The sequence below is a fragment of the Halorubrum halodurans genome (assembly GCF_002252985.1).
Lineage (GTDB): Archaea > Halobacteriota > Halobacteria > Halobacteriales > Haloferacaceae > Halorubrum > Halorubrum halodurans.
This window is the reverse complement of record NZ_NHPJ01000004.1, coordinates 1-23798: the sequence shown is the minus strand read 5'-3', so window position 1 is coordinate 23798 and position 23798 is coordinate 1. Positions and strand designations below refer to the sequence as shown.

Below are 23798 nucleotides of genomic sequence, written 5' to 3'. Positions count from 1 at the left end.
CGGCGGAGCGGTCGACGAGGTCATGATGCGGGTCGTCGACGTGGTCTTCGCGTTCCCCGGCCTCGTGTTGGCGCTCGTCGTCGTCGCCACCCACCCTCGGCGGGGGGTACTGGCAGCTGGTGCTCGCGTTCAGCCTCTTCGGGTGGGCCGGCTACGCCCGGCTCGTCCGGGGTGAGGTGTTGTCGATCGCGGAACGCGACTACGTGCTGGCGGCGAGGGCGGTCGGCGCGCGCGACCGCGGCGTCATCCGCAGACACGTGGCGCCGAACGCGCTGTCGTCGCTCGTCGTGTTGGCGTCGCTCAACGTCGGCAGCGTCGTGATCGGCGTCGCCGCGCTCGGCTTCCTCGGCCTCGGGATGGACCCGAGCACCGCCGAGTGGGGAACGATGCTCGACGCGACGCGCGAGACGCTGATCCGGGGGCCGGGCGGGGCGATCCCGTGGTGGGCGACGGTGTACCCCGGCGCGGCGATCTTCGTCTTCGTGCTGGCGATGAACGTGATCGGCGACGGGATCAACGACGCGCTCGACGCGCGCTCGGTCGGACCGGCTCGCGGGAGAGCCGGGGGCCACGGGGAGCGGCGCGACGCCGGGGCGGACCGCGGGAGCCGGGGTGACGAGCCGTGACCGCCCTCCTCGAGGTCGAGGACCTGACCGTCCGCTTCTACACCGAGGAGGGCGTCGTCACCGCCGTCGACGGGCTCTCCTACCGGGTCGAGGCCGGCGAGACGTTCGGCGTGGTCGGGGAGAGCGGGGCGGGAAAGAGCGTCGCCGCGCTGTCGCTGCTCGGCCTGATCGACGACCCCGGACGCGTCGAGCGCGGGGAGGTCCGGTTCAAGGGCGAGGACCTCCTGTCGATCGACGAGTTCGCGCTCCGGTCGGTCCGCGGCGACGAGATCGGCGTGGTCTTTCAGGACGCCCGCGCCGCGTTGAACCCCGTCTACACCGTCGGCGAGCAGATCGCCGAGACGATCGAACACCACCTGGGATACGAGCCGGCGGCGGCGAAGGCGAGAGCGATACGCCTGCTCGACCGCGTCGGGATCGCCGACCCGGAGGCGCGGTACGCGGCGTATCCCCACGAACTCTCCGGCGGCATGTGCCAGCGTGCGACGATCGCGATGGCGCTGTCGTGCGAGCCGGACCTGATCGTCGCTGACGAGCCGACGACCGCCCTCGACGTCACCGTCGAGGCACGGATCCTGGAGCTGCTCGCCGAGCTGGCCGACGAGTTCGACGTCGCCGTCCAGCTCGTCAGCCACGACCTCGGCGTGATCGCCGGCACGTGCGATCGGGCGATGGTGATGTACGCGGGCCGGGCCGTCGAGACGGCCCCGATCGAGGAGCTGTACTACGACCCGAAACACCCGTACACGGCGGGACTGATGAGCGCGATCCCGCGGATCGGCGACGACCGCGACCGGCTCGAGACGGTTCCGGGGACGATGCCGGACCTGATCGAGGTCCCTTCGGGCTGTCGGTTCCACCCGCGGTGTCCCTTCGCCGAGGAGGCGTGTGCCCGGACGGACCCCGCGCTCGTCGACCCGGAGACCGGCGAGGCGGCGACGTTCGATGACGACCGCGCGGCCGCCTGCCTCGAGTACACGGAGGGGCTCTCGGGCGGGCTGGACTACTCGGTGGAGGTCGACGGCGAGAGGGGGAGGAAGCGCGGCGGCCCGGACGCGGAGGCGGGGAGGGACGCCGGACGCGAGGGTGATCCCGATGCGTGACGGCGACGCCGGCGAGCCGGTCCTCCGCGTCGAGGGGGTGGAGACGCACTACGACGCGACCGACGGCTTCCTCGACCGGCTGCTCGGGCGGTCGCGGCGGGTGCGGGCGGTCGACGGCGTGGACTTCGAGCTTCGAGAGGGCGAGACGCTCGGCGTCGTCGGCGAGTCCGGCTGCGGGAAGACGACGCTCGCCCGGAGCGTGCTCCGGCTGGTCGAGCCGACGGCCGGCTCCGTGTATCACCGCGGCGAGGACCTGACGGCGCTGTCGAGCGCCGCGCTCCGCGACCGCCGGAAGGACCTCCAGTACGTGTTCCAGGACCCGCTCTCGAGTCTGGATCCCCGCCTCACCGCCGGCGACGTCGTCGGCGAGCCGCTCGACGTCCACGGGCTCGCGACCGGCGCGGAACGCGACGCGCGGGTCCGCGAGCTGTTGGAGACGGTCGGGTTGAAGCCGAGTCACGCCGCCCGGTATCCCCACGAGTTCTCCGGCGGGCAGCGCCAGCGGCTCGGGATCGCCCGCGCGCTCGCGGTCGACCCCGAGGTGATCGTCTGTGACGAGCCGGTGAGCGCGCTCGACGCCAGCGTCCAGGCGCAGATCCTCAACCTCCTCGCCGACCTCCAGGCGGAGTTCGGGCTCGCGTACGTGGTCATCGCCCACGACCTGCGCGTGATCGAGCACGTCTCCGACCGGGTGGCCGTGATGTACCTCGGCGAGTTCGTCGAGCGCGGGCCGACCGAGGCGGTGTTCGACCCGCCGTACCACCCGTACACCGAGGCGCTGCTCTCCGCGATCCCCGAGCCCGACCCGCTGTGGGAGGGCGACGGGATCCGCCTCGAGGGGACGGTCCCGTCACCGGTCGATCCCCCCTCAGGCTGTCGGTTCCACACCCGGTGTCCGCGGCTCGTCCCGGCCGCCGAGTACGACCTCCCCGGGGAGGTCTGGCGCTCCCTGACGGACCTGAAACTCCGGGCGATGGAGGCCGACGGCGTAGCGTCCCTGACGGCGGTGAGCCCGTCGGGAGAGGCAGGCGGATCGCCGGCCGGAGACGACGCCGTCGATCCCCTCGATCCGACCAGTCCGACCGACCCCACCAGCCCGGACGACTCGATCAGTCCGGACGATCCGACCGACTCCACCAGCCCGGCCGACTCGACCGGGCCGGCCGATCCGACCGAGGTCCCTCGAGGAACGTTCGACGTGCTGGTTCGCGAGGAGTTCGGCCTCCCCGAGCCGCTCCCGGACGCCGACGCGGAGGCGGCCGTCGGCGACGCGATCGACGCGCTCCACGACGATCGGATCGAGGAGGCCGCGGAACTGCTCGACGCCGTGTTCGTCTCGCCCTGCGAGCGCCACCACCCGACGGAGTACCAGGTCGGCACGGACCACGGGATCGCGTGTCTCCGGTACGACGACGGGTTCGACGAGGAGATCGGAACGTTCGCGGACGGGGCGGAGCCGACCGGATCGGAGCCGACCGGATCGGCGGAGTAGGTCGTCGCCGGCGGACCCGTTTCGCCGTCCCCGGCGGATCCGTTTAGGTCCCCCGCGCCCAATCCCGTCCGATGCGACGGATCTACGAGTCGGACGCGCTCCGGCGCGACGACGACGACCCGCACGCGTCGGCGGAACGGGACGACGAGGGTGCGATCCAGGCGCTGCGCTCGGTCCCCGCGACGGCGCTCAGCGACCGTCTCGTCCCCCGCGGGCTGCGCCGCCGGTTCGTCTCCGTCGACGTCGAGACGCCGCGGCGGGAGTTCGCGGTCGGCGAGCCGGTCCCGTTCGTCGTCACCTTCCGCAATCGGGTCCCGTTCCCGGTGTCGATCGTGACCGCGTCGCCGCTGCCGTGGACCTGGAGCGTCGACGGCGACGTCGAGGCCGCGGCCGCCGACGTTTCCCTCCGCGACCCGCCCGACGAGCCGGGACGGTTCGCGTTCGACCGCGGCGAGCGCAAGCGCTTCCGCAGGCGGTGGGACGGGCTGTTTCGGGTGACCGACTCGGAGTGGGTTCCGGCCGACCCCGGCGAGTACGTCATCGGGGCGGCGGCGAACGTCGCGGACGCGGACGCGAGCGGATTGCGCGCGGAGACGAGGGTCCGACTCGTGGAGTGACCTCCGGTTCGCGGGGTGGGTGCGGCGGCGTCGGCACCCGATCGACGCGGCCGACCTCGCGGTCGCCGTCACGGCCAACGTTTAGGGTTCCCACACCCGTGGGAAGCGTATGCACCCACGCTCACGTTCGCTCGCGCGGTCGGATCGAGCCCGAGGCCGGGCGGGCGACCGAGCCGGATCCGACCAGCGGGGTCGTTCCCGTCGATGAGCGCGCGTCGACTCCGGTTCACCGCGCCGCGGACGGTCGAGGTCGAGTCCGTCCCGGAGCCGGTTCCCGAGCCCGACGAGGTCCGCGTGCGGACGACCGTCTCGGCGATCAGCTCCGGCACGGAGCGGCTCGTCTACCGCGGGGAGGCCCCCACCGATCTCCCGGCGGACCCGGCGCTTGCGTCGCTCGACGGCGACCTCTCGTTCCCGCTGTCGTACGGCTACGCGGCGGTCGGCGAGGTCGACGCGGTCGGCGAGGACGTCGATCCCGACTGGCTCGGCCGTCGAGCGTTCGCGTTCGAGCCGCACGCGAGCGCGTTCACGGCGTCGCCGGAGGAGCTCCGGCCGGTCCCCGAGGGGGTCAGCGACGCCCAGGCCGCGCTGTTCCCGACCGTGGAGACCGCGGTCAACTTCCTCATGGACGGGAACCCCCGGATCGGCGAGCGCGTCGGCGTCTTCGGCCAGGGGATGATCGGCCTCGCGACGACGGCGCTGCTCGCCGAGTCGCCGCTCGCGGAGCTCGCCACCGTCGAGGCGTGTGCCGCCCGGCGGGAACGTTCGGAGCGGCTCGGCGCGGACCTGAGCCTCCCGCCGGGCGCGGACGCGGTCGACCGCCTCCGCGAGGGGGACCCGCCGGGACGCGACCTCACCTACGAGCTGAGCGGCGCGCCCGACGCGCTCGACGACGCCGTCGCGGCCACCGGGTACGACGGGCGGGTCGTCGTCGGTTCGTGGTACGGGACGAAACCCGCCGAGGTCGACCTGGGACGGAGCTTCCACCGCGACCGGATCGCGATCGAGAGCAGCCAGGTGTCGACGATCGAGCCGGCGCTCCGGGGCCGTTGGTCGCTCGAGCGCCGCCGGTCGGTCGCCTGGGACCGGCTCGCGGGGCTCGATCTCGACCCGATACTCACCCACCGGATCCCGCTCGCGGCGGCCGGCGACGCCTACGAGCTCCTCGAGGAGCGCCCCGACGAGGCGGTCGGCGTGCTGTTGACGTACTGACCGGGGCGCGGACGCTCCGGATCCCCGCGCCGGCGACGAGTCCCGAGCGGGCTACTCCCCGACCGCCGTCTCGTAGCTGGCGGCCGCGGCCTCGTCCTCCCACATCGTGACGGTCGCCGTCTCGATCCCGTCGGTCCCGATCCCCTCGAGCAGGCGCTCACAGAAGACGCGGGCGAACCGCTCGACGCTCGGGTTGTATCCCTCGAAGCGCGGGCGGTCGTTGAGCGTCGCGTCGGCGTACTCGTCGACGAGCTCGTCGACCCGCCCGGCGAGCTCGTCGATGTCGACGAGGTAGTCGTGCTCGTTCAGCTCGGGACCGGCCACCGCGACGTCGACCTCGAACCGATGGGAGTGGAGCTCGCCCTCGGGGCCGGGGTCCGGCACGGTCAGGAAGTGCTGGGCGATGAACCGCCGGGAGACGCGAACCGTGTACACGGGCTCACCTCGAACCGAGCGATCAAAAGCGTGTCCCCCTCGACTCCCGCCCCGGCGCCGTCGGCTTCGCCGCCCGCCGGAGACGGCGTCCCGCGCCGCGTCCGCCTCAGTCGCTCGGGTACGTCGGCAGCCGACCGGATCGGGCGCTCCCCTCGACGAAGGGGAGGGCGGTCCGCGTCGCATCGATCTCCGCCCCGTCGACGCGCACGGTGACCGACGCTCCGGTCGCGTCGAAGTCGACGAGCGCGAAGGCGATCGGCTCCTCGAGCGCGGGTCCGACGGCCGCGCGGGTCACCTCGCCGACCGCCGCGTCGCCGGCGAAAACCGCCGCGCCGGGGTCCGGGAGGCGCCCCGCGACGCCGTCGGGGTCCGCGTCGCCGTCGACGCCCGCGAGGTCGTCGACGAGGCCGTCGAGGGCGAGTCCGACGAGCCGCCGGCTGGGTCGGCCCTGGTTCTCGACGCGGGAGACCACCTCCTGGCCGACGTAACACCCCTTCTCGAAGTCGAGGGCGTTGCGGATCCCGAGGACGTTCGGGATCGTCCCCTCGAGTTCGTGTTCGAACAGCGGCGTGCCCGCCTCGAGGCTGAGCGCGTCCCACGTGCGGTAGCCGAACGGCGCGGCGTTGAGCCCGCGGTTGACGAGGGTGTCGAACACGTCGGGGGCGTCCGCGGCCGCACACACCACCTCGTAGCCCTCCTCGCCGAGCGGCGCGTCGGTCGCGATCACGGTGACGCCCGCGTCGACCATCGACCCGCGCACGAACGACAGCGGCTCCTCCGGCGCGCCCGGCCCGCCCAGCACCGAGGCGATCTTCTCGGTCGACTTGGGGCCGTGGACGCCGAAGACGCCGAACTCCGTCGAGACGTCCTCGATCTCGACGTCCTGGATGAACACCTTCCCCGCCCAGTCCTCGCGGACGGGCTCGGCGCGTTCGGGGGGGACGAAGACGAGCAGCCGCTCGGCCGCGTTGTAGACGTACATGTCCGTCTCGATCCCGCCCTGGGGGTCACAGAGCAGCGCGTAGACGCCGCGACCGTCCTCGGCGGGGACGCGGTTGCTGACGGCGTTGTCGACGAACTCGACCCTGTCGTCGCCCGTGACCGCGAGCACGCCGTACCCCATCTCTATCGTGCCGACGACGTTCCTGACGGCCTTCCCGACGCGAGCGGGCTTGCCGTAGTGGTCGACGACCTCCCTGCCCCCCCGGTCGCGGTAGATCGCGCCGTGATCGGCGTGAGCGTCGGAGACGAGCGTCATGGCCGTATCGAGTCGCGGCACGGCCAAAAGGTCGCGGTTCCGGGCTCCGGGTCGGACGGGCGGGTTCGTGGCGGCGTCGTCGACGGCTTACGGCTCCAGCCGCCTTCCGATCACAGCCCGAGCCGCTTTCTGATGGTCTCGATGAGCCCGCCGCTCGGCGTCGACTCGTCCGGATCGGGATCCGGCACGACCCGCTCGTGCGGATAGACGCGGACGCGCTCGCCGCTCTCGACGGTGATGAGCGAGTCCTCCTTCAGCGTCGAGAGCGCGTCCTCCACCGCGTCGATGTCGGCATCGACGGCCGCCCGAAGCTCCAACACCGTCATTCCCTCGTCGCCGCGGTCGACCAGCGCGTCGAGCAGCGCGACCTGGACCTCCGGCCGGTCGCGATACTCGGACTTTGCGGCCATGCCCGGATCATGGACCGGACGGGGTTTACTTCTACCGGCGGGCGACCGCGATCGCCCCCGAGACGATCACCGAACGGGCCGGGAGCCGGTCACCGGACGAGCCGCGAACAGGTCCCACAGAGGTTCTCCTCTTTCACGTCGACCTCCCGAACCGTGGGCGAAAAGGACATCACGCACTTGCTGTTGTCGCAGTGTTCCAGCCCGAGGGTGTGGCCGATCTCGTGGACGACCTCCTTGCGGACGCGGTCGGCGAACACGTCGATCGCGGGCTTCGTCGACACGCCGCCGTCGGAGGAGGTCCGGAGCCGGTGCGTCGAGATGACGGAGCCGCTCCCGTTGAGGTACGCCAGCCCGAACACGTAGTTCCGCCGGCGGTAGTAGAGGTCCTGCGGGGTGATGCCGATGTTCTTCTCGCCGCCGCCGACGCGACCCACGACCTCGATGAGGTCCTCCGCGCGGTACTGTCCCCGGCCGTCGTCGTAGGCGGTCTCCGGAACCGTCTGGTCGTCGTGGACCGTCACGTCACAGTCGTATACCGACCGGAGCACGGCGGAGGCCTCCCGCTTCACTCGCGGGGAAACCTCCCCGACGGGCACGATGTCCACGAGCATGGAACGGCTTTTGACCGCCGCGGTCATAAACCCCCCGCCGTGGCATCCCCCTCACGTCGCGCGCTCGTGGCCGCACTCGACCGGTTCGACCGCCTCCTCGAGATCGGCTGCGGCGACCGCCTCGGCGTCGCGAGGGACCTCGTCGCCCGCGGCCACGACGTCGTCGCGGTCGACGTCGCGGTCGACGGCGAGCACGGCGTCGACCGGACCGCCGACGCCGGCTCGCTCCGCGTCCGCCACGGCGACGTGGTCGCGCTCGCGGACGCGACCGACCCGGCGTCGGCGCTCGGTGTGGGACGCGGCCCCGGAACCGGAATCGACGCGGTGTACGCCCGCCGGCTTCCGGCGGAGCTTCAACGCCCCACCGTCGACCTGGCGACGCGGCTCGAGGCCGCCTGTCTGTTCACCACGCTCGGATTCGAGGAGCCGGTCGTCCCCGTCCGCCGGCGGTCGCTCCCGGACACGACGCTGTACGTCGCCCGCACCGACACGACGCGCGCTCCGTGAGCCCGCGGCGCCCCGACGGACCGGGCGTCGGCCTCCGGGAACCACCGATCGACGCTCGCGGAGCGAACCGCGGGAACCCGAACGTTCATTTTGCCCCCTGCCGGCCTACCGGTATGCAGGTCGACGCCGTCGTGCTCGATATCGATGGGGTGTTGGTCGACGTCGCGGACTCCTATCGTCGAGCGATCATCGAGTCGATCGACCGCGTCTGCGGCAAGACGATCGACCGCGCGGCGGTCCAGTCGTTCAAGGACGCCGGCGGCTTCAACAACGACTGGCAGCTGACGTACGCGGCCGCCCTCTTCGTGTTGGCCCGCCGCGAGGGGCTCCGAATGGACGTCGAGGCGTTCACCGACCGCATCGCGGCCGACGAGGACGGCGGGGGCCTCGAGGCGGCCAAACGCGTCGTCTCCGACCTCCCCGACGTCGCACAGGCGCGGGTCCGCGACCAGTGGAACACGGACCGCCTCCACGCCGTGTTCCAGGCGCTGTACCTCGGCGAGGAGCTGTACCGCGAGCTCGAGGGCGGCGACCCGCCCGTGTCGACGACGGGGTACATCCACGACGAGCCGACGCTCGTCGATCCGGCGACGATCGCCGACCTGACCGACCGCTTCGACGTCGGCGTGCTGACGGGACGGCCCGCCGCCGAGGCCGAGATCGCCCTCGATCGCGTCGGCCTCGACGTCCCCGCGGAGAGGCGGTTCACCATGGACGACTGGGAGGAGGGAAAGCCGCACCCGCGGGCGCTCGTCGAACTCGCCGATCGGTTCGACGCCGAACGGGTCGCGTTCGCGGGCGACACCCTCGACGACGTGCGAACGGCACGGAACGCCGACCGCGAGGACGCCGCCCGCGTCTACTACGCCGTCGGCGTCCTGACCGGCGGCCTGACCGGCGAGGCGGGAACGCGGGCGTTCAGCGAGGCGGGAGCCGACGTCGTTCTCGACGACGTGAACGGCCTGACGGATCTGCTAGAGTAACACCGCGAGAGTGGGCCTTGCCGGATTCGAACCGGCGATCAACTCGTTATGAGCGAGTCGCTTTAACCGGACTAAGCTAAAGGCCCTGGTCGACGGGTAGCTCTTGTTCGCCCTTTAGCCTACCGGGTTCTCGCCGATCGCGGAGCGGACCGTATCGAGGCGGTAGTCCTCGTGTCGGTTGATGCGCTTCGTGTTCCCGTTTCCGGCCGGTGCGTACCGGATCGTCATTCGGGTTCCTCCGACGTCCTCGATCGGGATCAGGTAGACCTTCTCACGGGTCGGCGCGTACGCCGCGAAGAGATCGACCTTCCCTTCGTATCCCTCCCGTTCGTATCCGGAACGCTTCGTTCGGACGCTTCGGGTCCGAAACCGTACCGCCCCGTTCGTGGTCGCTTCGAACGCCGTTTTCGCCTGGACACGGTGGAACGCGCCGTCGATCTCGGTCGCGAGGTCGTACGGTTCGTTGTCGTACTCGGGCACGAGGGGCGACACTCCGCGGGTCACCAGTATCTGCCTTGATGAGGGCTTCCGTGGCCTGTCCGCGTTCCTGTGGACCGTCGAGCGAGGCGTATCGTCGTTCCTGGTCGGACATACGGAGGCTGTGTCGGGATCCGAAACGTACGTTCGCCTACGACCGGACGCGCCGTGGTAGAAGGCGCCGAAGCCAGGACTCGAACCTGGGACCGCCTCGTTAACAGCGAGGCGCTCTACCAACTGAGCTACTTCGGCTCGATTCCAGGTACTCGCGTAGTTTTGATAGGGCTTTCGTTTCCGCCCGACCCGGTTCGGCGGCTCCCCGTCGTCCCCCGTTCGACCGACACGCTTTCGGCCGGACCGCGAGAAGCCCGCGTATGGTCGATCTCGACGTGGTGCTGTCGCGCGTCCGCGAGCGCGTCCTCCCGGACGCGGAGGAACGCGAGCGGCTGCGGACGACGGCCGCCGAGCTGACGGACCGGACTCGGGCGGCGATCGCGGAGCTCCCGGTCGACGCCGACGTCGTCCAGGTGGGCTCGACCGCGCGCGGGACGTGGGTCTCCGGCGACCGCGACATCGACCTCTTCGTGCGGTTCCCGGCCGACCTCGACCGCGAGGAGCTCGAGGAGTACGGGCTCGCCGTGGGGCATGCGGTTCTGCCTGACGGCCACGAGGAGTACGCCGAACACCCCTACGTGAAGGGCGTCTTCGACGGCTTCGACGTCGACCTGGTCCCCTGTCACGACGTCGCGGCGGCCGGCGACCTGATATCCGCCGTCGACCGCACGCCCTTCCACGACGCGTACCTCTCGGCGCGGCTCGACGACGACCTCGCCGGCGACGTGGTCCTCGCGAAGGCGTTCCTCAAGGGGATCGGCGCGTACGGCAGCGACCTCCGAACCGAGGGGTTCTCGGGCTACCTCACGGAGCTGCTCGTCGCCGAACTCGGCGGGTTCGTCCCGCTCGTCGAGTCCGCCCGGAGCTGGCATCCGCCGGTGGAGTTCGACCCCGAGGGACACGCCGAGCGGACCTTCGAGGACCCGCTCGTCGTCGTCGACCCGACCGACCCGACGCGCAACGTCGCGGCGGTGTTGTCGGCGGCGAACCTGGCGCGGTTCCAACACTACGCGCGGGACCTGCTTTCGACCCCGCGCGAGGAGCTGTTCGAGCCGCGGGCCCCCGAGCCGCTCGACGCCGGGGAGGTCCGCGACCACCTCGACAGACGCGAGACGACCCCGGTCGCCGTCGTCTTCGACGCCCCGGACGTCGTCGACGACCAGCTGTGGCCCCAGCTGCGCCGGTCGCTCGACGGCGTCGTTCGCGGCCTGAACGAGCACGGCTTCGACGCGCTGCGCGCTCGGGCGATGGTCGGGGACGCTCGCGGCGGGCGCGGCGGGAACGGCGCCGACCCGATCGGCGGCGACCGGGCCGCCCTCTACGTCGAAGTCGAGACGGCGACCCGGCCGGCGGTCGAGCGACACGAGGGGCCGCCGGTCGCCGTGCGGAAACACGCGGACCGGTTCTACGAGTCGTACGCGGACGACGTCGACCCCGACACGTACGGCCCGTTCATCGACGGCGACCGATACGTCGTCGAGCGCGAGCGCGAGTTCACCACGGTCCGCGGGTACCTCGAGAGCGACGCCGCCGGCGACATCGCGCTCGGCGCGCAGATCGAGCCGGCGTTCACGGAGCGCGACGTGCTCGTCGGCGACGGCGTGGCGACGCTCGCCGACCGGTTCGGACGGGACCTCCGGGAGTTCTACGAGCCGCATCCGTGAGGCCGCGGCGCCGGCCCGATCAGTCGAGGGTGCGGCCGAACAGGTAGTACACTCCGACCAGGACGAGGGCGACGACGCCGCCGACCACCGAGAACAGGGCGGCGACGCGGGGAAACGCCATCCAGAGCGCGATGTAAAACGAGAACCCGAACGCGAGAAGCACCGCGACCACGACGCCGCGGGTCGGGTTCTGGACGGCCGCGACGAACACCCGCTGTGGCAGCGACAGGTCCGCGAACTCCACGTCGGCGACGTCGCTCGGAGCGTCCGTCTCGCTCGGATCGGAGACGCCGGATCCGGCGTCCTCGCTCGGGGCTGCCGTCGATGCGTCGGCGTCGTCGTTCACGCCGTGTCGTACGGTCCCGTCCGCCCTGTACCTGTCGCTCCGCTCTCCCGGTCACGTTGCCGCACGCACGATCGCGGCCCCGAGGAGGGCCGCGGCGATCGCCGCGAGCAGGACGCCGAGGGCGAAGCCGACGGCGACGTCCCGCCCCTCGCTCTCGGCGGCGGTGACCGTCTCAATCGCGAACGACGAGAACGTCGTGAACGCGCCACAGAAGCCGACGCCGAGTCCCGTTCCGATCGCGGAGCCGAGAGGTGCGGCGAGGACGACGCCGAGCGCGAGGCTCCCGAGGACGTTGACGGCGACGAGCGATCGCCGACCGGGGACGGCGAGTCCGACGAGGTGGCGACAGGTCGCCCCCGCAGCCCCTCCGAGGCCGACCGCGAGCGCTCCGACGAGCGGAACCGCCGTCACGATCCCCTCCCGACGGCCAGTCCCGCCGCCGCGGCCCCGAACCCGAGCCCGTAACTGGCGGCGACGTAGAGCGTTCCCGCGACCGTCCCGAGCGCGATCGCGTCGGTCGCGAACGTGCTGTACGTGGTGAACGAGGAGATCACGCCGGTTCCGACGAGGAGGCGCGTCCGCGGGCCGACCGCTCGCGTCACGAGAAGCCCGAGGGCGAACGACCCGACGACGTTCACGACGAGCGTGCCGACGCCGGTCGCGTCGCCGACGGCGACGTCGACGCCGTACCGTGCCAGCGCGCCGACGAAGCCGCCGAGCGCGACGAAGCCGGCACCCGACGTCGTTCGTTCCATGACCGTCACTCCGGCCGGGTCGGGTTGGGCGTTGTGATGTTCACCCGCCGCGACCGAGCCGCGCGCCCCGGCCGAGCCGCGCCGCCTCCGTGTCGCGGGCGCGTGGATCCCCGCCGCCGTGCGGCGTTCGTCGCTCCCGAACCCGGACCGTGTGGGCCGTCTCGCTCGCGTCGTCGACGACGAGCGCCTCGCCGGTCCCGGTCGGCAGTCGGGCGGCGAGGTCGCCGGCGAGGTACGTCGCCTCCGCCGTCGCCAGCGCGTCGACGTCGGGCCCGGCCGTGAGCCGGTGTGCGACGAGGAGGTCGGACTGTGAGACGGCGACGGGCGGCAGCGCGCTCGGACGCTGGGTCGCACAGACGAGCGACACGCCCGGCGCGCGGCCGCGCGTCAGGAGCGTCCGGAGCGCCGGGTCGGCGACGCCGTCGAAGAAGGCGTGTGCCTCGTCGACGAGCAGCCAGGGAAGCCGGTCGACGGTCCCGTTCACCCGCGCGTCGTACAGGCCGCGGGCGACCGCGCGGACGACCGCCCCGGCGGCGGCCTCGGGAACCCCCGACAGGTCGATCACGGTCGGATCGCCGCTCGCGACGAGGGACGCGACCGGCGGGGCCGTCGCATCGAAGACGCCCCAGGACGCCGCGAGTCGGAGGTGGTTCCGGACCGCCCGGCGCGTCCGGTCGGGGGCGTCGGTCTCCGAGACGGCCCACCGGAGCGCGTCGATCGACGGCGAGTCGCCGTCGGTCCTCGCCGTCCCGACCGCGTCGGCGACGACCCGCCACAGCAGGCTTCCGGGGCCGCCCGCGGGGTCGAGCCCCACGAGATCGGGCCAGACCGAGGCGGGAACCTCGGCCGGTCGGATGACGGGAGCGACGACCCGTCCGCCGGCCTCGATCAGCCCGTCGAAGACGCCCATCGGGTCGACGACGACCGGGGCCACCCCGGCCGCGTCCGCGAGGCCCTCCGCGATGACGCCGAGCGTGTACGACTTCCCGGTGCCGCGTTTCCCGAGGACCACCGCCGCGTGCGGGGAGTCGGCGTCGACCCCGACGGCCGCCCCGTCGCTGCCGTCCCGCGCCAGAAAGGAGCCGAGGCGGACGGTCGCCGGCGATGGCTTCCCCCCCTCGTCCGCCCCGTCCCCGCCGTCGTTCCGTCCGAGAACGTTCATGCGCGAGATGGTGCGGTATGGAACAAAAACCGTCGTGCCGCGACGCGGTCGACGAACCGCCAATCCGGATCCGTCGAACTCCTCCGTAGACGATACGCTTTGACCGGCCAGTACAGACGAAGGAGTGAGCGATCGCCGGAGCGGTGGCGCGCCGGTGAGTGGTCGCCGTAGGCGACCGCGAACCGTCCGCGAGGTCGCCGGCGGCTCCGCCGCCGGCTGCCAGAGAATCTTTGATTCTCGCTGGACGCCGCGAGCGGAGCGAGCGGCGAGGTTGGGGAGGCATGAGGTGCGGGGCAGTTGCGGTCGGGTGGGACTCAAAGGGGCAGTCGCGAGGGCGAAGCACGCCGCAGTAAGCACCGCAACGAGGGAGCGAATGTAGTGAGCGACCGAGTGAGGCGCACAACAAGGCGCGCGAGTCCTCGCGACTGGGGCTCTGGCGGTGTTCACCGCGCCAGCAACGATCGCGTTTCTATCAGAGTAAGACCACCCGTAACACCCGTTCTATTAGCTCGCTCGACGCACCGGATCACGCCCTCGTCGAACGGCGAACGGGACCGGACCGCTCCGAAACGGTTCGATCGAACTCCCGCGTCGCGCCGATAGGTTCTCAACGGCAGAGATGGTACGCCGTCGCATGGGCGACGTCGATCACGCCGCGGAGCGCCGACGACTCGTCGAGCACCTCCGGCGGCGGACCGACGCGAGCGACCGGACGCTGTCGGCGGTCGCCGCCGTCCCCCGCCACGAGTTCGTTCCGGAGGAGGACCGAACGCACGCGTACGCGGACCGACCGCTGCCGATCGGCCACGGCCAAACGATAAGCGCGCCGCACATGGTGGCGGTCATGGTCGACCTCCTCGAGGTCTCCTCGGGGGACCGCGTGTTCGAGGTCGGCACGGGCTGTGGGTATCACGCCGCGGTCGTCGCCGAGATCGTGGGGTCCGGAAACGTCTACAGCGTCGAGTACGTCCCGGAACTCGCCGACGCCGCCCGCGACCGGCTGGACCGATTGGGCTACGACGTGACCGTGCGAGCCGGGGACGGACGGACCGCGTTCGCGGAGTGTGCCCCCTTCGACGCCGCCTACCTCACCTGTGCCGCTCCGGGTGACGTTCCCGACGAGATCGTCGAGCGGACGCGGATCGGGGGCCACGTCGTCGCGCCCGTGGAGTCGAACGACGACGGGGGCGGTCTCCTCGGGAGCGTCACCGGTGGCCGATCCGGCGCGAGTCAGCGGCTCGTCCGGCTGACCGTCCGCGACGGCGGCGTCGACCGCGAGGACCACGGCGGGGTGCGGTTCGTCCCGATGCGATGACTCGGGGGGTCCGTCCGTCACGCCACCCCGCGCGGAGCGTGCGGTTTTAGACCACGGACCGCCGAGAACGAGCATGGACGAAGCGGCCCTCCGGACGGACATGATCGAGGGGCTCGAACACCAGCTCGGCGAGCCTCTCGGCGCGTCGGTGCTGTCGGCGCTCCAGACGGTCCCCCGCGAGGCGTTCGTGGACGACGCGCCGTACGCGAACGACGCGAGCGAGGAGGCCGGAACGCGGGCGCTCGCGCCGGCGACCGTCGCACGAATGCTGACGGCGCTGGACGCCGAGGAGGGGGACGACGTGCTCGTCGTCGGCGCCGGGATCGGCTACACGAGCGCCGCGCTCGCCGAGATCGTCGGATCGCGTCACGTCCACGCGATCGACATCGACCGACGCGCCGTTCACCTCGCCCGCTCGAACCTCGCCGACGCCGGCTACGGCGCCGTCCTCGTCGACCGCCGCGACGGCGCGGGGGGGCTCCCGGAGTACGCGCCGTACGACAGAATCCTCGTCGAGACCGCGGTCGTGACGCCGCCGCGGGCGCTCCGCGACCAGCTCGACGAGGAGGGTCGTATCGTGTACCCGCGCGGGGCCGGCGATCAGACGATCGTCGCGATCGAGCCGGCTGACGGCGTCGAGCCGACCGATCGCGTCGACCGAGTCGAGAACGACGAGCCCGCGCCCGACGGCTTCCGAACCGTCGAGGAGGCGGGTCCCGCGCGGCTCCGCCCGATGCTCGTCGACGGCGAACAGGCCGGCGTCGAGCGGAACCGGACGCGCCGCGAGGACGCCGAGTTCGCAGAGCAGGGGTACTTCGCGAGAACCGGCTGGGAGCAGGAGTGGATCGACTGGGACGAGCGGATCTGACCGGCGGCGACCCCGAGAGCGACGGAGTCGGGCCGCGCGATCGGCCTTACTCCGCGACGACGAGCACCTCGGTGTTCCCGCGTTCGTCGACGAAGTCGCTTCCTGCGGGCGGTTTGACGTCTATCGAGAGCGTCCCGTCGAGCTGGTTCGCGCCCAGCCGCGGGGACACGTCGACGCTGGCAACCCCGTCCGGACCGGACTTCGCGGTCGCGAGTCCGTCGATCCGGGCGGACCCGCCCCGGACGATCACCGTCGCGTCCGAAACGCGGTTTCCGTCGGGGTCGACGACCGCGACGTCGAGCGTCTGTGACCCCGGCGTCGTCACCTCCGGTTGCGGCTGCGCGTCGACCTCGGTGGAGGCGAGGCCGTCGATGTCCCCTATCATCCCCATCATCACGCTGAGGCTCGCGACGCCGACGACGAGGGCGATCACCAGTCTGACCGGCAATCCCTCGATCGCGCGGCGGTCGTCGAGAAACGATCCGAGACCGGGATTCGAGTCCGTCGCGTCCGACTTCGAGTCGAGCATACGACCGGTGGCCGCGGCTTAGCATATAAGCGGGCGGCCGGGATCTGGAGGGCGGCTCCGTTGAGATCCGATCGGCCGGGCATGTGCTGAGCTGAAAACAGTCGCCATATTTCGAGTGCTCGTGGAACCGGTGGTTCGTGAGTGATCGGGCTGGGGAGAACGGGATCGTTGCTGGTGCGGTGATCACGACCGCGGAGAGGACCTCCAAAGTCCCAGCCGCGGAGGACTCCTGCGCCTCACTGCGCGCTTCGTTCGCTCCCTGTATGCGTACGTCGGCGGAGTTCGCCGTCACGACAGCGAGGCGCTCCGCGCCTCTGGCAGCCGGCGGCTCCGCCGTCGGCGACCTCGCGGGCTCCTCACGCCCGTCGGGCGCTCGGAGGCGTGCCACCGCTCCGGCGATCGTTTACTCTTTCTGTGCTGATCGATCGCCGGATCGTCCGACGAGGGCCGGACGCGGTTCCGTTCTCTCGTTCGCGGACGGGTCGCTATTCGACGTCGATCCGGTGACCGTCCTCGCGGTCGTCCCGCCCGTTGGACAGGGTGACGGTGAGGACGCCGTTCCGGTACGTCGCCTCCGCGCCCTCCGGGTCCACGCCGGCCGGGAGGTCGATCGTCCGGGTCACCGACTCGTGACGCCGCTCGCGACGGAGGTACCGGCGTCCGTCGCTTCCGTCGCCGATCTCGCCGTCCGCCGCTTCGTGCTCCGCGTCGCGCTCGGCGCGGATCGTGAGCCGGTCGTCGTCGACGCGGACGTCGATGTGCTCGCGGTCGTATCCGGGCAGGTCCGCCATCACGACGAGTTCGTCGTCGTACTCCGCCACGTCGACGTCGGCGGTCCGGAGGCCGCGGCGACCCGTCAACCCCTCGCCGAAGGGGCTTCGTCCGAAGAACTGCTCTATCTCCTCGAAGGGGTTGGATCCGTTCATGACTGTTCGCCGTTGGGGAGGCTCGCTGAGATATTAAATAGAGGTGGACGATTGCTAACTGCCGCCGTGTCACGTGGCGATCCCGGCCGAGGCGGGTCGAGATACCGTGATCAGTTGACGTCGATCCGGTGGCCGCTCTCGTCGGCGGCGGACCGCTTCGGCAGCGTGACCGTCAACACGCCGGCGTCGTACGTCGCGCTCGCCGCGTCCGGCTCGACCGCCGCGGGCAACGGGATCCGCCGGGAGACCGACCCGCGACGCCGCTCGCGGAGGTGGTAGCGCTCTCCGTCGTCCGCGTCGCTTACGTCGCCCGCGTTCGCGTCGGTCGCGTCGGCCTCGCCGCTCGGCGTCGCTCCCACGGTAAGCGTCTCGTCTCTCAGTTCCACGCTGATCGCCTCGTCGTCGAACCCCGGCAGGTCGGCGAGCACGGTGATCTCCTCGTCGCCGTCGATCACGTCGACGGCGACGCTCGAGTCGGTCGGCACGTCGAGACCCGTGCCGAGCTTCTCGAGTTCGCGGTCCATGCGCTCGAACAGCTCCTCGATGTCCTGGAGGGGATCGCGTCGGGTCATACGGGTCAGGATTCGCTCCGGATCGACTTGAACGTGTGGGCGCCGGGGTCGTCGCCCCCGTCGTTCGCCGCTAGAGGAACGGCCGCCAGTAGTACGGGCTGACGAACCCCTCGATGAGCGCGGCGACCGCGAGGACCGCGCCGATCCCGACGGTCACCCAGAACGCGTTCTCGACCGCGTCCGCGAACCCGACGCGGCTCAGCCGTCCCCGGAACGCCCGCCAGGCGACGACGCCCAGCCGGACCCCGAGCGCGCCCGAGACGACGATCGCCGGGATCTCGAGGAGCCCGTGCGGGATCACGAACGCGACGAGCGCCGGGAGGTTCTCCTCCAGCGCGGCGACCGCGCCGAGCGCGACCCCGTTGAACGCGATCGACGAGAGCGCGGGCAGGACGAGCGCGACGCCGCCGAACGCCGTGGCGATCGTCACCGTCCAGTTGTTCCCGAAGAACTCGAGGGCCGCGGCCGGCGGGAGGTGCCCCGCGAGCCGCGCCTCGATCGAGGTGGGGACGATCCCGACGACCGGCTCGGCCAGCGTCCAGCCCGCGACGCCGCCCGCGACGCCGACGGCGGCGACGAAAAGCTGGGTGCCGGGCGTCAGTCGGACGAACGCGAGCGTCTCGCCGACGCCGCGGCGGACGCCGCCGGTGACCTGCGCGCGGACGCCCGCCTCCGGCGGGTCGACGGGGGCGACCGCGCCGCGATGGTCGCCGTAGAGGACGGTCTTGAGGAGGTCCAGTGCCGGCGCGGCGACGACCGCGCTGGCGAGCGCGACGACCGCGCCGCCGCCGAGGAACGCCAGCGCGGACGCGACAGAGGAGATCGCGACGACGACGCCGACGGCGACGACGAGGTAGGCGATGGCGTCGACCGGGTTCGCGCGGACGAACCCGCCCGCCCCCTCGACCGCCTCGATCACGCCCGCGTCGTCGACGACGATCGCCGCCGGGGCGAACGCGAAGACGATCCGGACGAGCAGCAGCGCGATCCCGACGACGACGAACGCGACGAGCCCGACGAGCGCGCCGACCAACGGCCCGCCGGCGAGCGACGCGACGCCCACGGCGACGCTCGCGAGCAGGACAATCCCGATCCACAGCAGGACCTCCGCGAGATAGAGCCCGAGGAACGTGAGCCAGCGGCGCCGGACGCCGGCGATCCCCGCGGTCAGTCCTCGTTCCCCTCGCAGTCTGGCGATCACGGCGCTCATCTGCCCGGCCGAGACCGCCGCGTACGCGAGGCCCGCGAGGAGGACGGCGACGACGCTTCCGACCCCGACGAGCGCGACCGCCGTCGGCGAGACGAGCGGCTCGAGCGCGGGCGCCAGCCCCTCGGCCCACCGCTGGACCGCCTCCGGGTTCTCCACGTCCGGCGGCGTCAGGTCGGCTCCCGCGAGCGTATCGCCGACGGCGTCCAGCCGTCCGGTGAGGTCGGCGTGGAGGTACGCGCCCGCGAGCGCGAGGAGGAGAACGGTGCGGGCGATCACGGGGACGGCCGTCCCGAGGAAGTAGAACGGGAGCAGGTCCGCCGGTCGCCGTCGGAGGGTCGAAACGGTGGCCGTGACGGCCGTCGACAGGTCCATGTCACCCGATTCGGCCGTGTGACACTTAAGAACGCGTGTCGTCGGGGAGCCGGGAACTCCGGCGGAACCCGACGGACGAGCCCTGACGGATCACTCGTCGGGGTACTTCGGCTCGCGGCGCTCGGCCCGCTCCGTCGCGCGTTCGATCACCTCCCGGACGGTGTCCGATCCCTCGCTCGCGCGGTAGACGCCGCCGTGGCCGGGATACATCGCCTCGACGGTCTCAGGGAGCGCGTCGAGCAGCGCGTGGAGGCTCTCGATCAGGCGCTCGCGCGACTGGCCCGCCATGTCGGTCCGGCCGAAGGAGCCGTCGTCGAACGCGCCGTCGTCGTAGACGACGACGTCGCCGGTGTAGACGCGCTCGTCGCCGACGAGCGAGACGTGGTCGTCCGCGTGGCCGGGCGTCTCCACGACCGTACACGCCTCGCTCCCGACGAGCACCTCGTCGCCGTCGCGGATCGCCACGTCACGGCGCGGGTGGTCGGCGGCCGCCAGCAACCGGGGCTCGAACCGGTCGAGGACCGCGTCGAGCTCGCCGACGTGGTCGTGGTGTTGGTGCGTGAGGACGACGCGGTCCAGCCCGTCGACGTGCTCGGCGATGACGTCCGCGACCCCCGGCATCGTCCCGGCGTCGACGAGGGTGGTCGCCTCGCCGGGGACCAGGTACGCGTTACAGGTGAACGCCTCGGCGTCGGCGGTGACGGTGATCGGCTCCATGTCCGTACTACCCGTCCCGCCGGACAAAAACGTGTGCGGCCTCGCCGGACGAAACGTGTGCGGCGTCGACGGCCCGCCTCGACGCCGCGTTTGGCGACGCCGGTGCGGAGTCGACGCGGGGACGACCCTTCCACTGATCCGCCACGGGATTTATAGGCTACGGTCCATTACTTTCCGGTACACATGGGCTTCGGGAGCTACGACGAATCCGAACAGGAGAACCAGGACCTGGATGCGGACTTCGACGACGACGACGGCGTCCGAGCCGCCCAGGAGACCCACGACGGGTCCGTCGAGTACGAGCCCGGCGCGTCGAACGACGAGCTGCTCGACCGGCTCCAGGAGATCAAGTCCGAGGGCACGTGACGACGGCGAGGCGTTCTCGGACCCGTGAGTGAGCCGCCGAGCCGAACCCTCGGCGTCGCCTTCTCCGACGGGGACCGCGTGAGCCGGATCGCCGGCGCGGTCCTCAGAGCCGACGCCACCCTTGACGGGTTGGCCTACGGCGCGTGTACCGTCGGCGGCACCGACGCCACCGACGCGGTCGTCGACCTCGTGGCCGACCTCGACCGCCAGGACGTTCGCCACGTCTGTATCGCCGGGGTCGCGCCGGCGTGGTTCAACCTCCTCGACCTACGCCGGATCCACGAGGCGGTCGGCCGTCCCGTCTCCGCGGTGAGCTACGAGGCGAGTCCCGGACTCGAGCCCGCGCTTCGCGAGGCGCTCGGCGGCGGTGCGGGCGACGCCGACGCCGACGGCCTCGCGGAGCGACTGGCCGTCTACCGGTCGCTGCCGCCCCGTCGTCGGGTTGCGCTCGACGGCCCGGCGTCGCCCCTCTTCGTTCGCGCGGTCGGCCTCGCCGACGACCGCGCCGCCGCGATCGTGCGGTCGCTCGTCCGCGAGGGGTTTCGCCGGCCCGAGCCGCTCCGGATCGCGTCGATCGCGGCGGGCGCCCACCGGGAGGCGGTCCCGGACGACCCGTCACTCTGAGTTCGACGCGACCTCGACGGTCCGCCGGTGCCACCCCGTCGACCCGCCCGGCCGCGGCCCCGTCCGCTCCTCGGTCTGGACCGTCCCGTCGCGGCGGACCGCGCGGACGACGACGTCGAACTCGGTCCGGTCGGGCGCGTCGAACGCGTACCGCCAGCGCCGCCACGCGTGCGGGGCGACCTGCGGCTCCAGCTCCCCCGCGTTCCACGTCTCCCCGCCGTCGACGCTGACCTCGACGCCCGCCAGCTCCTCGAGGCCGGTCTCCAGCCCGCCGAACGCGACCCCGCCGACGAGGACCCGGTCGCCGTCGCGGACGCCGGTCCGCACGTACGACATCGTGTTCGCGACCGCCTCCTCGTCCCACCCGCGCTCCTCCCAGTACGCCTCGTGGTCGGCTCCCGAGACCTCGATCCGCTCTATCCACTTCGTCATCTTCATCCCGTACCGGCCGGGGACGAGCAGTCTGGCCGGGAACCCGTGTTCGGTCTCCAGCGTCCGGTCGCCCATCCCGTAGGCGATCAGGACGTCGTCTCGCTCGACGATCTCCATCGGGATCGCCTCGCTGTAGCCGTCGGCGGCGTGCGTGACCACGTCGACCGCGCCCTCGGCCGGCTCCGCGGCCGCGACGAGGTCGGACAGCTGGACCCCGGTCCAGTGGGCCGTGCCGATCAGGTCGCCGCCGACCTCGTTGGAGATACAGACCATCGTCGTCGTCTGCTCGAGGCTCTCCTCGTGGCCCACCAGGTCGTCGTACGCGAGCGAGTACGGCTCCGCGACCGCCCCGTCGACGTCGAGGCTCCACGACTCGGGATCGACCACCGGCGGGTTCACGTTCACGTCGACGACGTAGTGGTCCGCCGGCGGCGTGACCGCGGGCGGCATCGTCCCGAAGTCGAACGCGGGGTCCCCGCTCGGCGGCGACACCGACCGCTCGAGCGGCGCCGCGACCCGCTCGCTCTCCTCCGGGCCGCCCAGCCGACCGAACAGGTATCGGAGTCCCGCGAGCGGGACGCTCCCCGCGACCGCGAGGCCGCCGACGCGCCGGAGGAACCCCCGTCGCCCCCGCAGCCGGTCGGTTCCCCGGACCCGTCGGGCGACGAGCGCGGGCGGCGCGACGGCGACGGCGACGCCGACGACGAGCGCCAGGGAGACCCCCGCGCCGACGGCGAGAAACAGCGGAAGCGTCGCGGCGACGGCGACCGCCGCGACCGCGGAGCCGGTCCGCGTTCGGAGGGCGTTCGGGATCGACCGGTTCCCCGTCCGCTCGTCCGCCGGTCCTCCCGCCCGATCGGCCGCGACGGGGAGGAGGACCCCGCCGCCCGCGGCCGCGACGACGACGGCGGCGACCAGGCCGGCGACGAGCGTCGGCGTCGCGTAGAACCCGAGCAGGTCGATCGCGATCGTCGACAGCCAGCCGGGCGAGCGCGCGATCACCCCTTCGGCGACGGGCTCGATCCCGAACCCGCCGACCAGGGGCGCGGCCGCGAACAGCCCGGCGACCCACGCCGCGCCGACGACGCCCCCGCCCAGCGCCCGACGGAGGACCGTCTCGCGGTCGATCGCGGCGGCGGGATCGTCCCCGTTCCCGTCGCCGTCCCCCCGCTCCGTTCGACCCGCGGCGTCGCTCCCGTCGTCGGACGCGCTCGGACCCATGGCGATCACCCGTCACCGGCGGTTCGGGACGGTTCGACCACCGCGGCTCCGCGGTGCGCGTGTCGCGTTCGGCGCATCTACTCTCAGTTGGGCTGTTAGCATATAACGTGTCGGGTCGGGGGCGGGTATTTGTCCCCCGCGGTCCACGGCCCCGTCGTGAGCGATATCACCTTTCGCGACCGCGACCGGATCGAACGCACCGCCGCCCACGGCGTCGCGCTCGACTGTCTCGCCGCGGGGATCGAGGCGGCGCTCCCGGCGAACGTCGTCGCCGACGCGGTCTCCGTGGCGGACGGGACCCTCCGGATCGCGGCGGTCGACGGCGAGACGGCGGCGTACGACCTCGACGCGTACCGGACGGTCCGGATCGTCGGGGCCGGCAAGGCGGCCGACGGCGTCGCGGCGGCGCTCGCAGACCGACTGGGCGATCCCCTCGGCGACCGGTTCGCCGGCGGGACGGTGATCACGGACGAGCCGGATGACGGGGACGGACCGGCGGGCGCGGATCCTCCGGAGTCCTCGGAGCAGTCGGGGGCGGACAGCCGGCTCGACGTGCTCCCCGGCGACCACCCGCTCCCGACCGAGCGCGGCGTCGAGCACGCGAGCGCGCTCCTCGCCGCCCCGGCCGATCCGCTCGGCGTCGACGACTTACGCGAGCTCACCGACGCTCTGCTCGCCTGCGGCGCGTCGATAGACGAGATCAACGCGGTCAGGAAGCACTGCTCGGCGGTCAAGGGCGGGCTGCTCGCCCGGACGGCAGCCCCCGCGACGGTCGTCACGCTCGCCGTGAGCGACGTGGTCGGCGACGACCCGGCCGTGATCGGCAGCGGCCCGACCGTCCCCGACCCCTCGACGTACGACGACGCGCTCGAGG

General features: G+C 72.3%; 27 protein-coding genes, 2 tRNA genes and 1 pseudogene. 13 read left to right on the top strand and 17 right to left on the bottom strand.

Annotation, left to right across the window (positions count from 1 at the left end):
• The 5 genes and pseudogenes from DJ70_RS00555 to DJ70_RS00535 all read left to right on the top strand — a co-directional run.
• Window positions 1-626: pseudogene (locus DJ70_RS00555) on the top strand (ABC transporter permease); the annotation flags it as partial.
• Complete coding sequence (locus DJ70_RS00550) at window positions 623-1729, top strand: ABC transporter ATP-binding protein (RefSeq protein ID WP_094529092.1); 1107 nt, start codon at window positions 623-625, stop codon at window positions 1727-1729. The pseudogene DJ70_RS00555 and the gene DJ70_RS00550, both read left to right, overlap by 4 nt.
• Entirely contained in the window at window positions 1722-3221 is a 1500-nt protein-coding gene (locus tag DJ70_RS00545) for an ABC transporter ATP-binding protein (protein ID WP_094529089.1), read from the top strand. The genes DJ70_RS00550 and DJ70_RS00545 overlap by 8 nt, the downstream gene beginning before the upstream one ends.
• A gap of 71 nt (window positions 3222-3292) precedes the next feature.
• Window positions 3293-3838: a hypothetical protein gene (locus tag DJ70_RS00540; RefSeq protein WP_094529086.1), complete on the top strand. Its 546-nt coding sequence runs from the start codon at window positions 3293-3295 to the stop codon at window positions 3836-3838.
• Window positions 3839-4042: 204 nt separating this feature from the next.
• Window positions 4043-5050, top strand: a complete 1008-nt coding sequence (locus DJ70_RS00535) for a zinc-dependent alcohol dehydrogenase (protein WP_094529083.1) — start codon at window positions 4043-4045, stop codon at window positions 5048-5050.
• A gap of 51 nt (window positions 5051-5101) precedes the next feature.
• Here the strand turns inward: DJ70_RS00535 and DJ70_RS00530 are convergent, their stop codons facing one another.
• The 4 genes from DJ70_RS00530 to DJ70_RS00515 form a co-directional block, all read right to left on the bottom strand.
• On the bottom strand, window positions 5102-5485 hold the full coding sequence (locus tag DJ70_RS00530) for a 6-pyruvoyl trahydropterin synthase family protein (protein ID WP_218827775.1): 384 nt from the start codon (window positions 5483-5485) through the stop codon (window positions 5102-5104).
• Between the two features lie 106 nt (window positions 5486-5591).
• On the bottom strand, window positions 5592-6743 hold the full coding sequence (gene ygfZ, locus DJ70_RS00525; protein ID WP_094529077.1) for a CAF17-like 4Fe-4S cluster assembly/insertion protein YgfZ: 1152 nt from the start codon (window positions 6741-6743) through the stop codon (window positions 5592-5594).
• Window positions 6744-6853: 110 nt separating this feature from the next.
• Window positions 6854-7153 carry a DUF6432 family protein gene (locus tag DJ70_RS00520; protein WP_094529074.1) on the bottom strand — a complete coding sequence of 100 codons (300 nt, stop codon included), beginning with the start codon at window positions 7151-7153 and terminating at the stop codon, window positions 6854-6856.
• Window positions 7154-7242: 89 nt separating this feature from the next.
• Window positions 7243-7764, bottom strand: coding sequence for an archaemetzincin family Zn-dependent metalloprotease (locus tag DJ70_RS00515; protein WP_094529071.1), 522 nt, complete (start codon window positions 7762-7764; stop codon window positions 7243-7245).
• Window positions 7765-7803: 39 nt separating this feature from the next.
• On the opposite strand from DJ70_RS00515, the gene DJ70_RS00510 reads away from it, so the two are divergent.
• Window positions 7804-8271 carry a UPF0146 family protein gene (locus DJ70_RS00510; protein WP_094529068.1) on the top strand — a complete coding sequence of 156 codons (468 nt, stop codon included), beginning with the start codon at window positions 7804-7806 and terminating at the stop codon, window positions 8269-8271.
• Window positions 8272-8384: 113 nt separating this feature from the next.
• On the top strand, window positions 8385-9254 hold the full coding sequence (locus DJ70_RS00505; protein ID WP_094529065.1) for a TIGR01548 family HAD-type hydrolase: 870 nt from the start codon (window positions 8385-8387) through the stop codon (window positions 9252-9254).
• Between the two features lie 11 nt (window positions 9255-9265).
• Here DJ70_RS00505 and DJ70_RS00500 read toward each other — a convergent pair.
• The 3 genes from DJ70_RS00500 to DJ70_RS00490 form a co-directional block, all read right to left on the bottom strand.
• Window positions 9266-9340 (bottom strand) — tRNA-Ile (locus DJ70_RS00500).
• Window positions 9341-9368: 28 nt separating this feature from the next.
• Window positions 9369-9734 (bottom strand): group I intron-associated PD-(D/E)XK endonuclease, encoded by a 366-nt coding sequence (locus tag DJ70_RS00495; protein ID WP_143420882.1) that lies wholly within the window; start codon window positions 9732-9734, stop codon window positions 9369-9371.
• Between the two features lie 176 nt (window positions 9735-9910).
• Window positions 9911-9983, bottom strand: a tRNA-Asn gene (locus DJ70_RS00490).
• 122 nt (window positions 9984-10105) lie between these two features.
• Here DJ70_RS00490 and cca point away from each other — a divergent pair.
• Window positions 10106-11509, top strand: coding sequence for a CCA tRNA nucleotidyltransferase (gene cca, locus DJ70_RS00485; protein WP_094529059.1), 1404 nt, complete (start codon window positions 10106-10108; stop codon window positions 11507-11509).
• 19 nt (window positions 11510-11528) lie between these two features.
• Here cca and DJ70_RS00480 read toward each other — a convergent pair whose 3' ends face one another.
• Genes DJ70_RS00480 through DJ70_RS00465 form a run of 4 tightly spaced genes read right to left on the bottom strand, consistent with a single transcriptional unit; the run spans window position 11529 to window position 13772 of the window.
• Window positions 11529-11855, bottom strand: a complete 327-nt coding sequence (locus tag DJ70_RS00480; RefSeq protein WP_179233913.1) for a hypothetical protein — start codon at window positions 11853-11855, stop codon at window positions 11529-11531.
• Window positions 11856-11906: 51 nt separating this feature from the next.
• Window positions 11907-12266 (bottom strand): fluoride efflux transporter FluC, encoded by a 360-nt coding sequence (locus DJ70_RS00475; RefSeq protein ID WP_094529056.1) that lies wholly within the window; start codon window positions 12264-12266, stop codon window positions 11907-11909.
• Complete coding sequence (locus DJ70_RS00470) at window positions 12263-12610, bottom strand: fluoride efflux transporter FluC (RefSeq protein ID WP_094529096.1); 348 nt, start codon at window positions 12608-12610, stop codon at window positions 12263-12265. The genes DJ70_RS00475 and DJ70_RS00470 overlap by 4 nt, the downstream gene beginning before the upstream one ends.
• Before the next feature lie 40 nt (window positions 12611-12650).
• The gene (locus DJ70_RS00465; RefSeq protein WP_094529053.1) at window positions 12651-13772 is read right to left on the bottom strand and encodes an ATP-binding protein; all 1122 of its coding nucleotides are present in this window, start codon (window positions 13770-13772) and stop codon (window positions 12651-12653) included.
• Window positions 13773-14406: 634 nt separating this feature from the next.
• Between DJ70_RS00465 and pcm the strand changes: the two genes are divergently transcribed.
• Window positions 14407-15087 carry a protein-L-isoaspartate O-methyltransferase gene (gene pcm / locus DJ70_RS00460; RefSeq protein ID WP_094529049.1) on the top strand — a complete coding sequence of 227 codons (681 nt, stop codon included), beginning with the start codon at window positions 14407-14409 and terminating at the stop codon, window positions 15085-15087.
• 73 nt (window positions 15088-15160) lie between these two features.
• On the top strand, window positions 15161-15955 hold the full coding sequence (locus DJ70_RS00455) for a protein-L-isoaspartate O-methyltransferase family protein (protein WP_094529046.1): 795 nt from the start codon (window positions 15161-15163) through the stop codon (window positions 15953-15955).
• Window positions 15956-16001: 46 nt separating this feature from the next.
• Here the strand turns inward: DJ70_RS00455 and DJ70_RS00450 are convergent, their stop codons facing one another.
• From DJ70_RS00450 to DJ70_RS00430, 5 genes are all read right to left on the bottom strand, one after another.
• Window positions 16002-16484 carry a DUF7382 domain-containing protein gene (locus DJ70_RS00450; RefSeq protein ID WP_094529043.1) on the bottom strand — a complete coding sequence of 161 codons (483 nt, stop codon included), beginning with the start codon at window positions 16482-16484 and terminating at the stop codon, window positions 16002-16004.
• 485 nt (window positions 16485-16969) lie between these two features.
• Window positions 16970-17410 carry an Hsp20/alpha crystallin family protein gene (locus tag DJ70_RS00445; RefSeq protein ID WP_094529040.1) on the bottom strand — a complete coding sequence of 147 codons (441 nt, stop codon included), beginning with the start codon at window positions 17408-17410 and terminating at the stop codon, window positions 16970-16972.
• A gap of 110 nt (window positions 17411-17520) precedes the next feature.
• Window positions 17521-17982 carry an Hsp20/alpha crystallin family protein gene (locus DJ70_RS00440; protein WP_094529037.1) on the bottom strand — a complete coding sequence of 154 codons (462 nt, stop codon included), beginning with the start codon at window positions 17980-17982 and terminating at the stop codon, window positions 17521-17523.
• A 70-nt stretch (window positions 17983-18052) separates the two neighbouring features.
• Complete coding sequence (locus DJ70_RS00435) at window positions 18053-19564, bottom strand: stage II sporulation protein M (RefSeq protein ID WP_094529034.1); 1512 nt, start codon at window positions 19562-19564, stop codon at window positions 18053-18055.
• A gap of 90 nt (window positions 19565-19654) precedes the next feature.
• Complete coding sequence (locus tag DJ70_RS00430) at window positions 19655-20281, bottom strand: MBL fold metallo-hydrolase (RefSeq protein WP_094529031.1); 627 nt, start codon at window positions 20279-20281, stop codon at window positions 19655-19657.
• 183 nt (window positions 20282-20464) lie between these two features.
• Here DJ70_RS00430 and DJ70_RS00425 point away from each other — a divergent pair, with 183 nt between their 5' ends.
• Entirely contained in the window at window positions 20465-20647 is a 183-nt protein-coding gene (locus tag DJ70_RS00425) for a DUF5786 family protein (protein ID WP_066411739.1), read from the top strand.
• 24 nt (window positions 20648-20671) lie between these two features.
• Entirely contained in the window at window positions 20672-21271 is a 600-nt protein-coding gene (locus DJ70_RS00420; RefSeq protein WP_094529028.1) for an endonuclease dU, read from the top strand.
• Here the strand turns inward: DJ70_RS00420 and DJ70_RS00415 are convergent.
• Entirely contained in the window at window positions 21263-22924 is a 1662-nt protein-coding gene (locus tag DJ70_RS00415) for a molybdopterin-dependent oxidoreductase (RefSeq protein WP_094529026.1), read from the bottom strand. The two genes, DJ70_RS00420 and DJ70_RS00415, sit on opposite strands and share 9 nt — an antisense overlap.
• 156 nt (window positions 22925-23080) lie before the next feature.
• On the opposite strand from DJ70_RS00415, the gene DJ70_RS00410 reads away from it, so the two are divergent.
• Window positions 23081-23798: glycerate-2-kinase family protein (locus tag DJ70_RS00410; RefSeq protein WP_143420881.1), on the top strand; the 718-nt coding region annotated here is incomplete at its 3' end.

Coding starts and splice junctions, on each gene's coding strand:
- DJ70_RS00505 (WP_094529065.1), top strand. CDS start 8,385: ATGCAGGTCGACGCCGTCGTGCTCGATATCGATGGGGTGTTGGTCGAC.
- DJ70_RS00515 (WP_094529071.1), bottom strand. CDS start 7,764: ATGCTCGTGGACATCGTGCCCGTCGGGGAGGTTTCCCCGCGAGTGAAG.
- DJ70_RS00440 (WP_094529037.1), bottom strand. CDS start 17,982: ATGACCCGACGCGATCCCCTCCAGGACATCGAGGAGCTGTTCGAGCGC.
- ygfZ (WP_094529077.1), bottom strand. CDS start 6,743: ATGACGCTCGTCTCCGACGCTCACGCCGATCACGGCGCGATCTACCGC.
- DJ70_RS00465 (WP_094529053.1), bottom strand. CDS start 13,772: ATGAACGTTCTCGGACGGAACGACGGCGGGGACGGGGCGGACGAGGGG.
- DJ70_RS00540 (WP_094529086.1), top strand. CDS start 3,293: ATGCGACGGATCTACGAGTCGGACGCGCTCCGGCGCGACGACGACGAC.
- DJ70_RS00415 (WP_094529026.1), bottom strand. CDS start 22,924: ATGGGTCCGAGCGCGTCCGACGACGGGAGCGACGCCGCGGGTCGAACG.
- DJ70_RS00425 (WP_066411739.1), top strand. CDS start 20,465: ATGGGCTTCGGGAGCTACGACGAATCCGAACAGGAGAACCAGGACCTG.
- DJ70_RS00430 (WP_094529031.1), bottom strand. CDS start 20,281: ATGGAGCCGATCACCGTCACCGCCGACGCCGAGGCGTTCACCTGTAAC.
- DJ70_RS00470 (WP_094529096.1), bottom strand. CDS start 12,610: ATGGAACGAACGACGTCGGGTGCCGGCTTCGTCGCGCTCGGCGGCTTC.
- cca (WP_094529059.1), top strand. CDS start 10,106: ATGGTCGATCTCGACGTGGTGCTGTCGCGCGTCCGCGAGCGCGTCCTC.
- DJ70_RS00520 (WP_094529074.1), bottom strand. CDS start 7,153: ATGGCCGCAAAGTCCGAGTATCGCGACCGGCCGGAGGTCCAGGTCGCG.
- DJ70_RS00545 (WP_094529089.1), top strand. CDS start 1,722: ATGCGTGACGGCGACGCCGGCGAGCCGGTCCTCCGCGTCGAGGGGGTG.
- DJ70_RS00535 (WP_094529083.1), top strand. CDS start 4,043: ATGAGCGCGCGTCGACTCCGGTTCACCGCGCCGCGGACGGTCGAGGTC.
- DJ70_RS00445 (WP_094529040.1), bottom strand. CDS start 17,410: ATGAACGGATCCAACCCCTTCGAGGAGATAGAGCAGTTCTTCGGACGA.
- DJ70_RS00450 (WP_094529043.1), bottom strand. CDS start 16,484: ATGCTCGACTCGAAGTCGGACGCGACGGACTCGAATCCCGGTCTCGGA.
- pcm (WP_094529049.1), top strand. CDS start 14,407: ATGGGCGACGTCGATCACGCCGCGGAGCGCCGACGACTCGTCGAGCAC.
- DJ70_RS00455 (WP_094529046.1), top strand. CDS start 15,161: ATGGACGAAGCGGCCCTCCGGACGGACATGATCGAGGGGCTCGAACAC.
- DJ70_RS00435 (WP_094529034.1), bottom strand. CDS start 19,564: ATGGACCTGTCGACGGCCGTCACGGCCACCGTTTCGACCCTCCGACGG.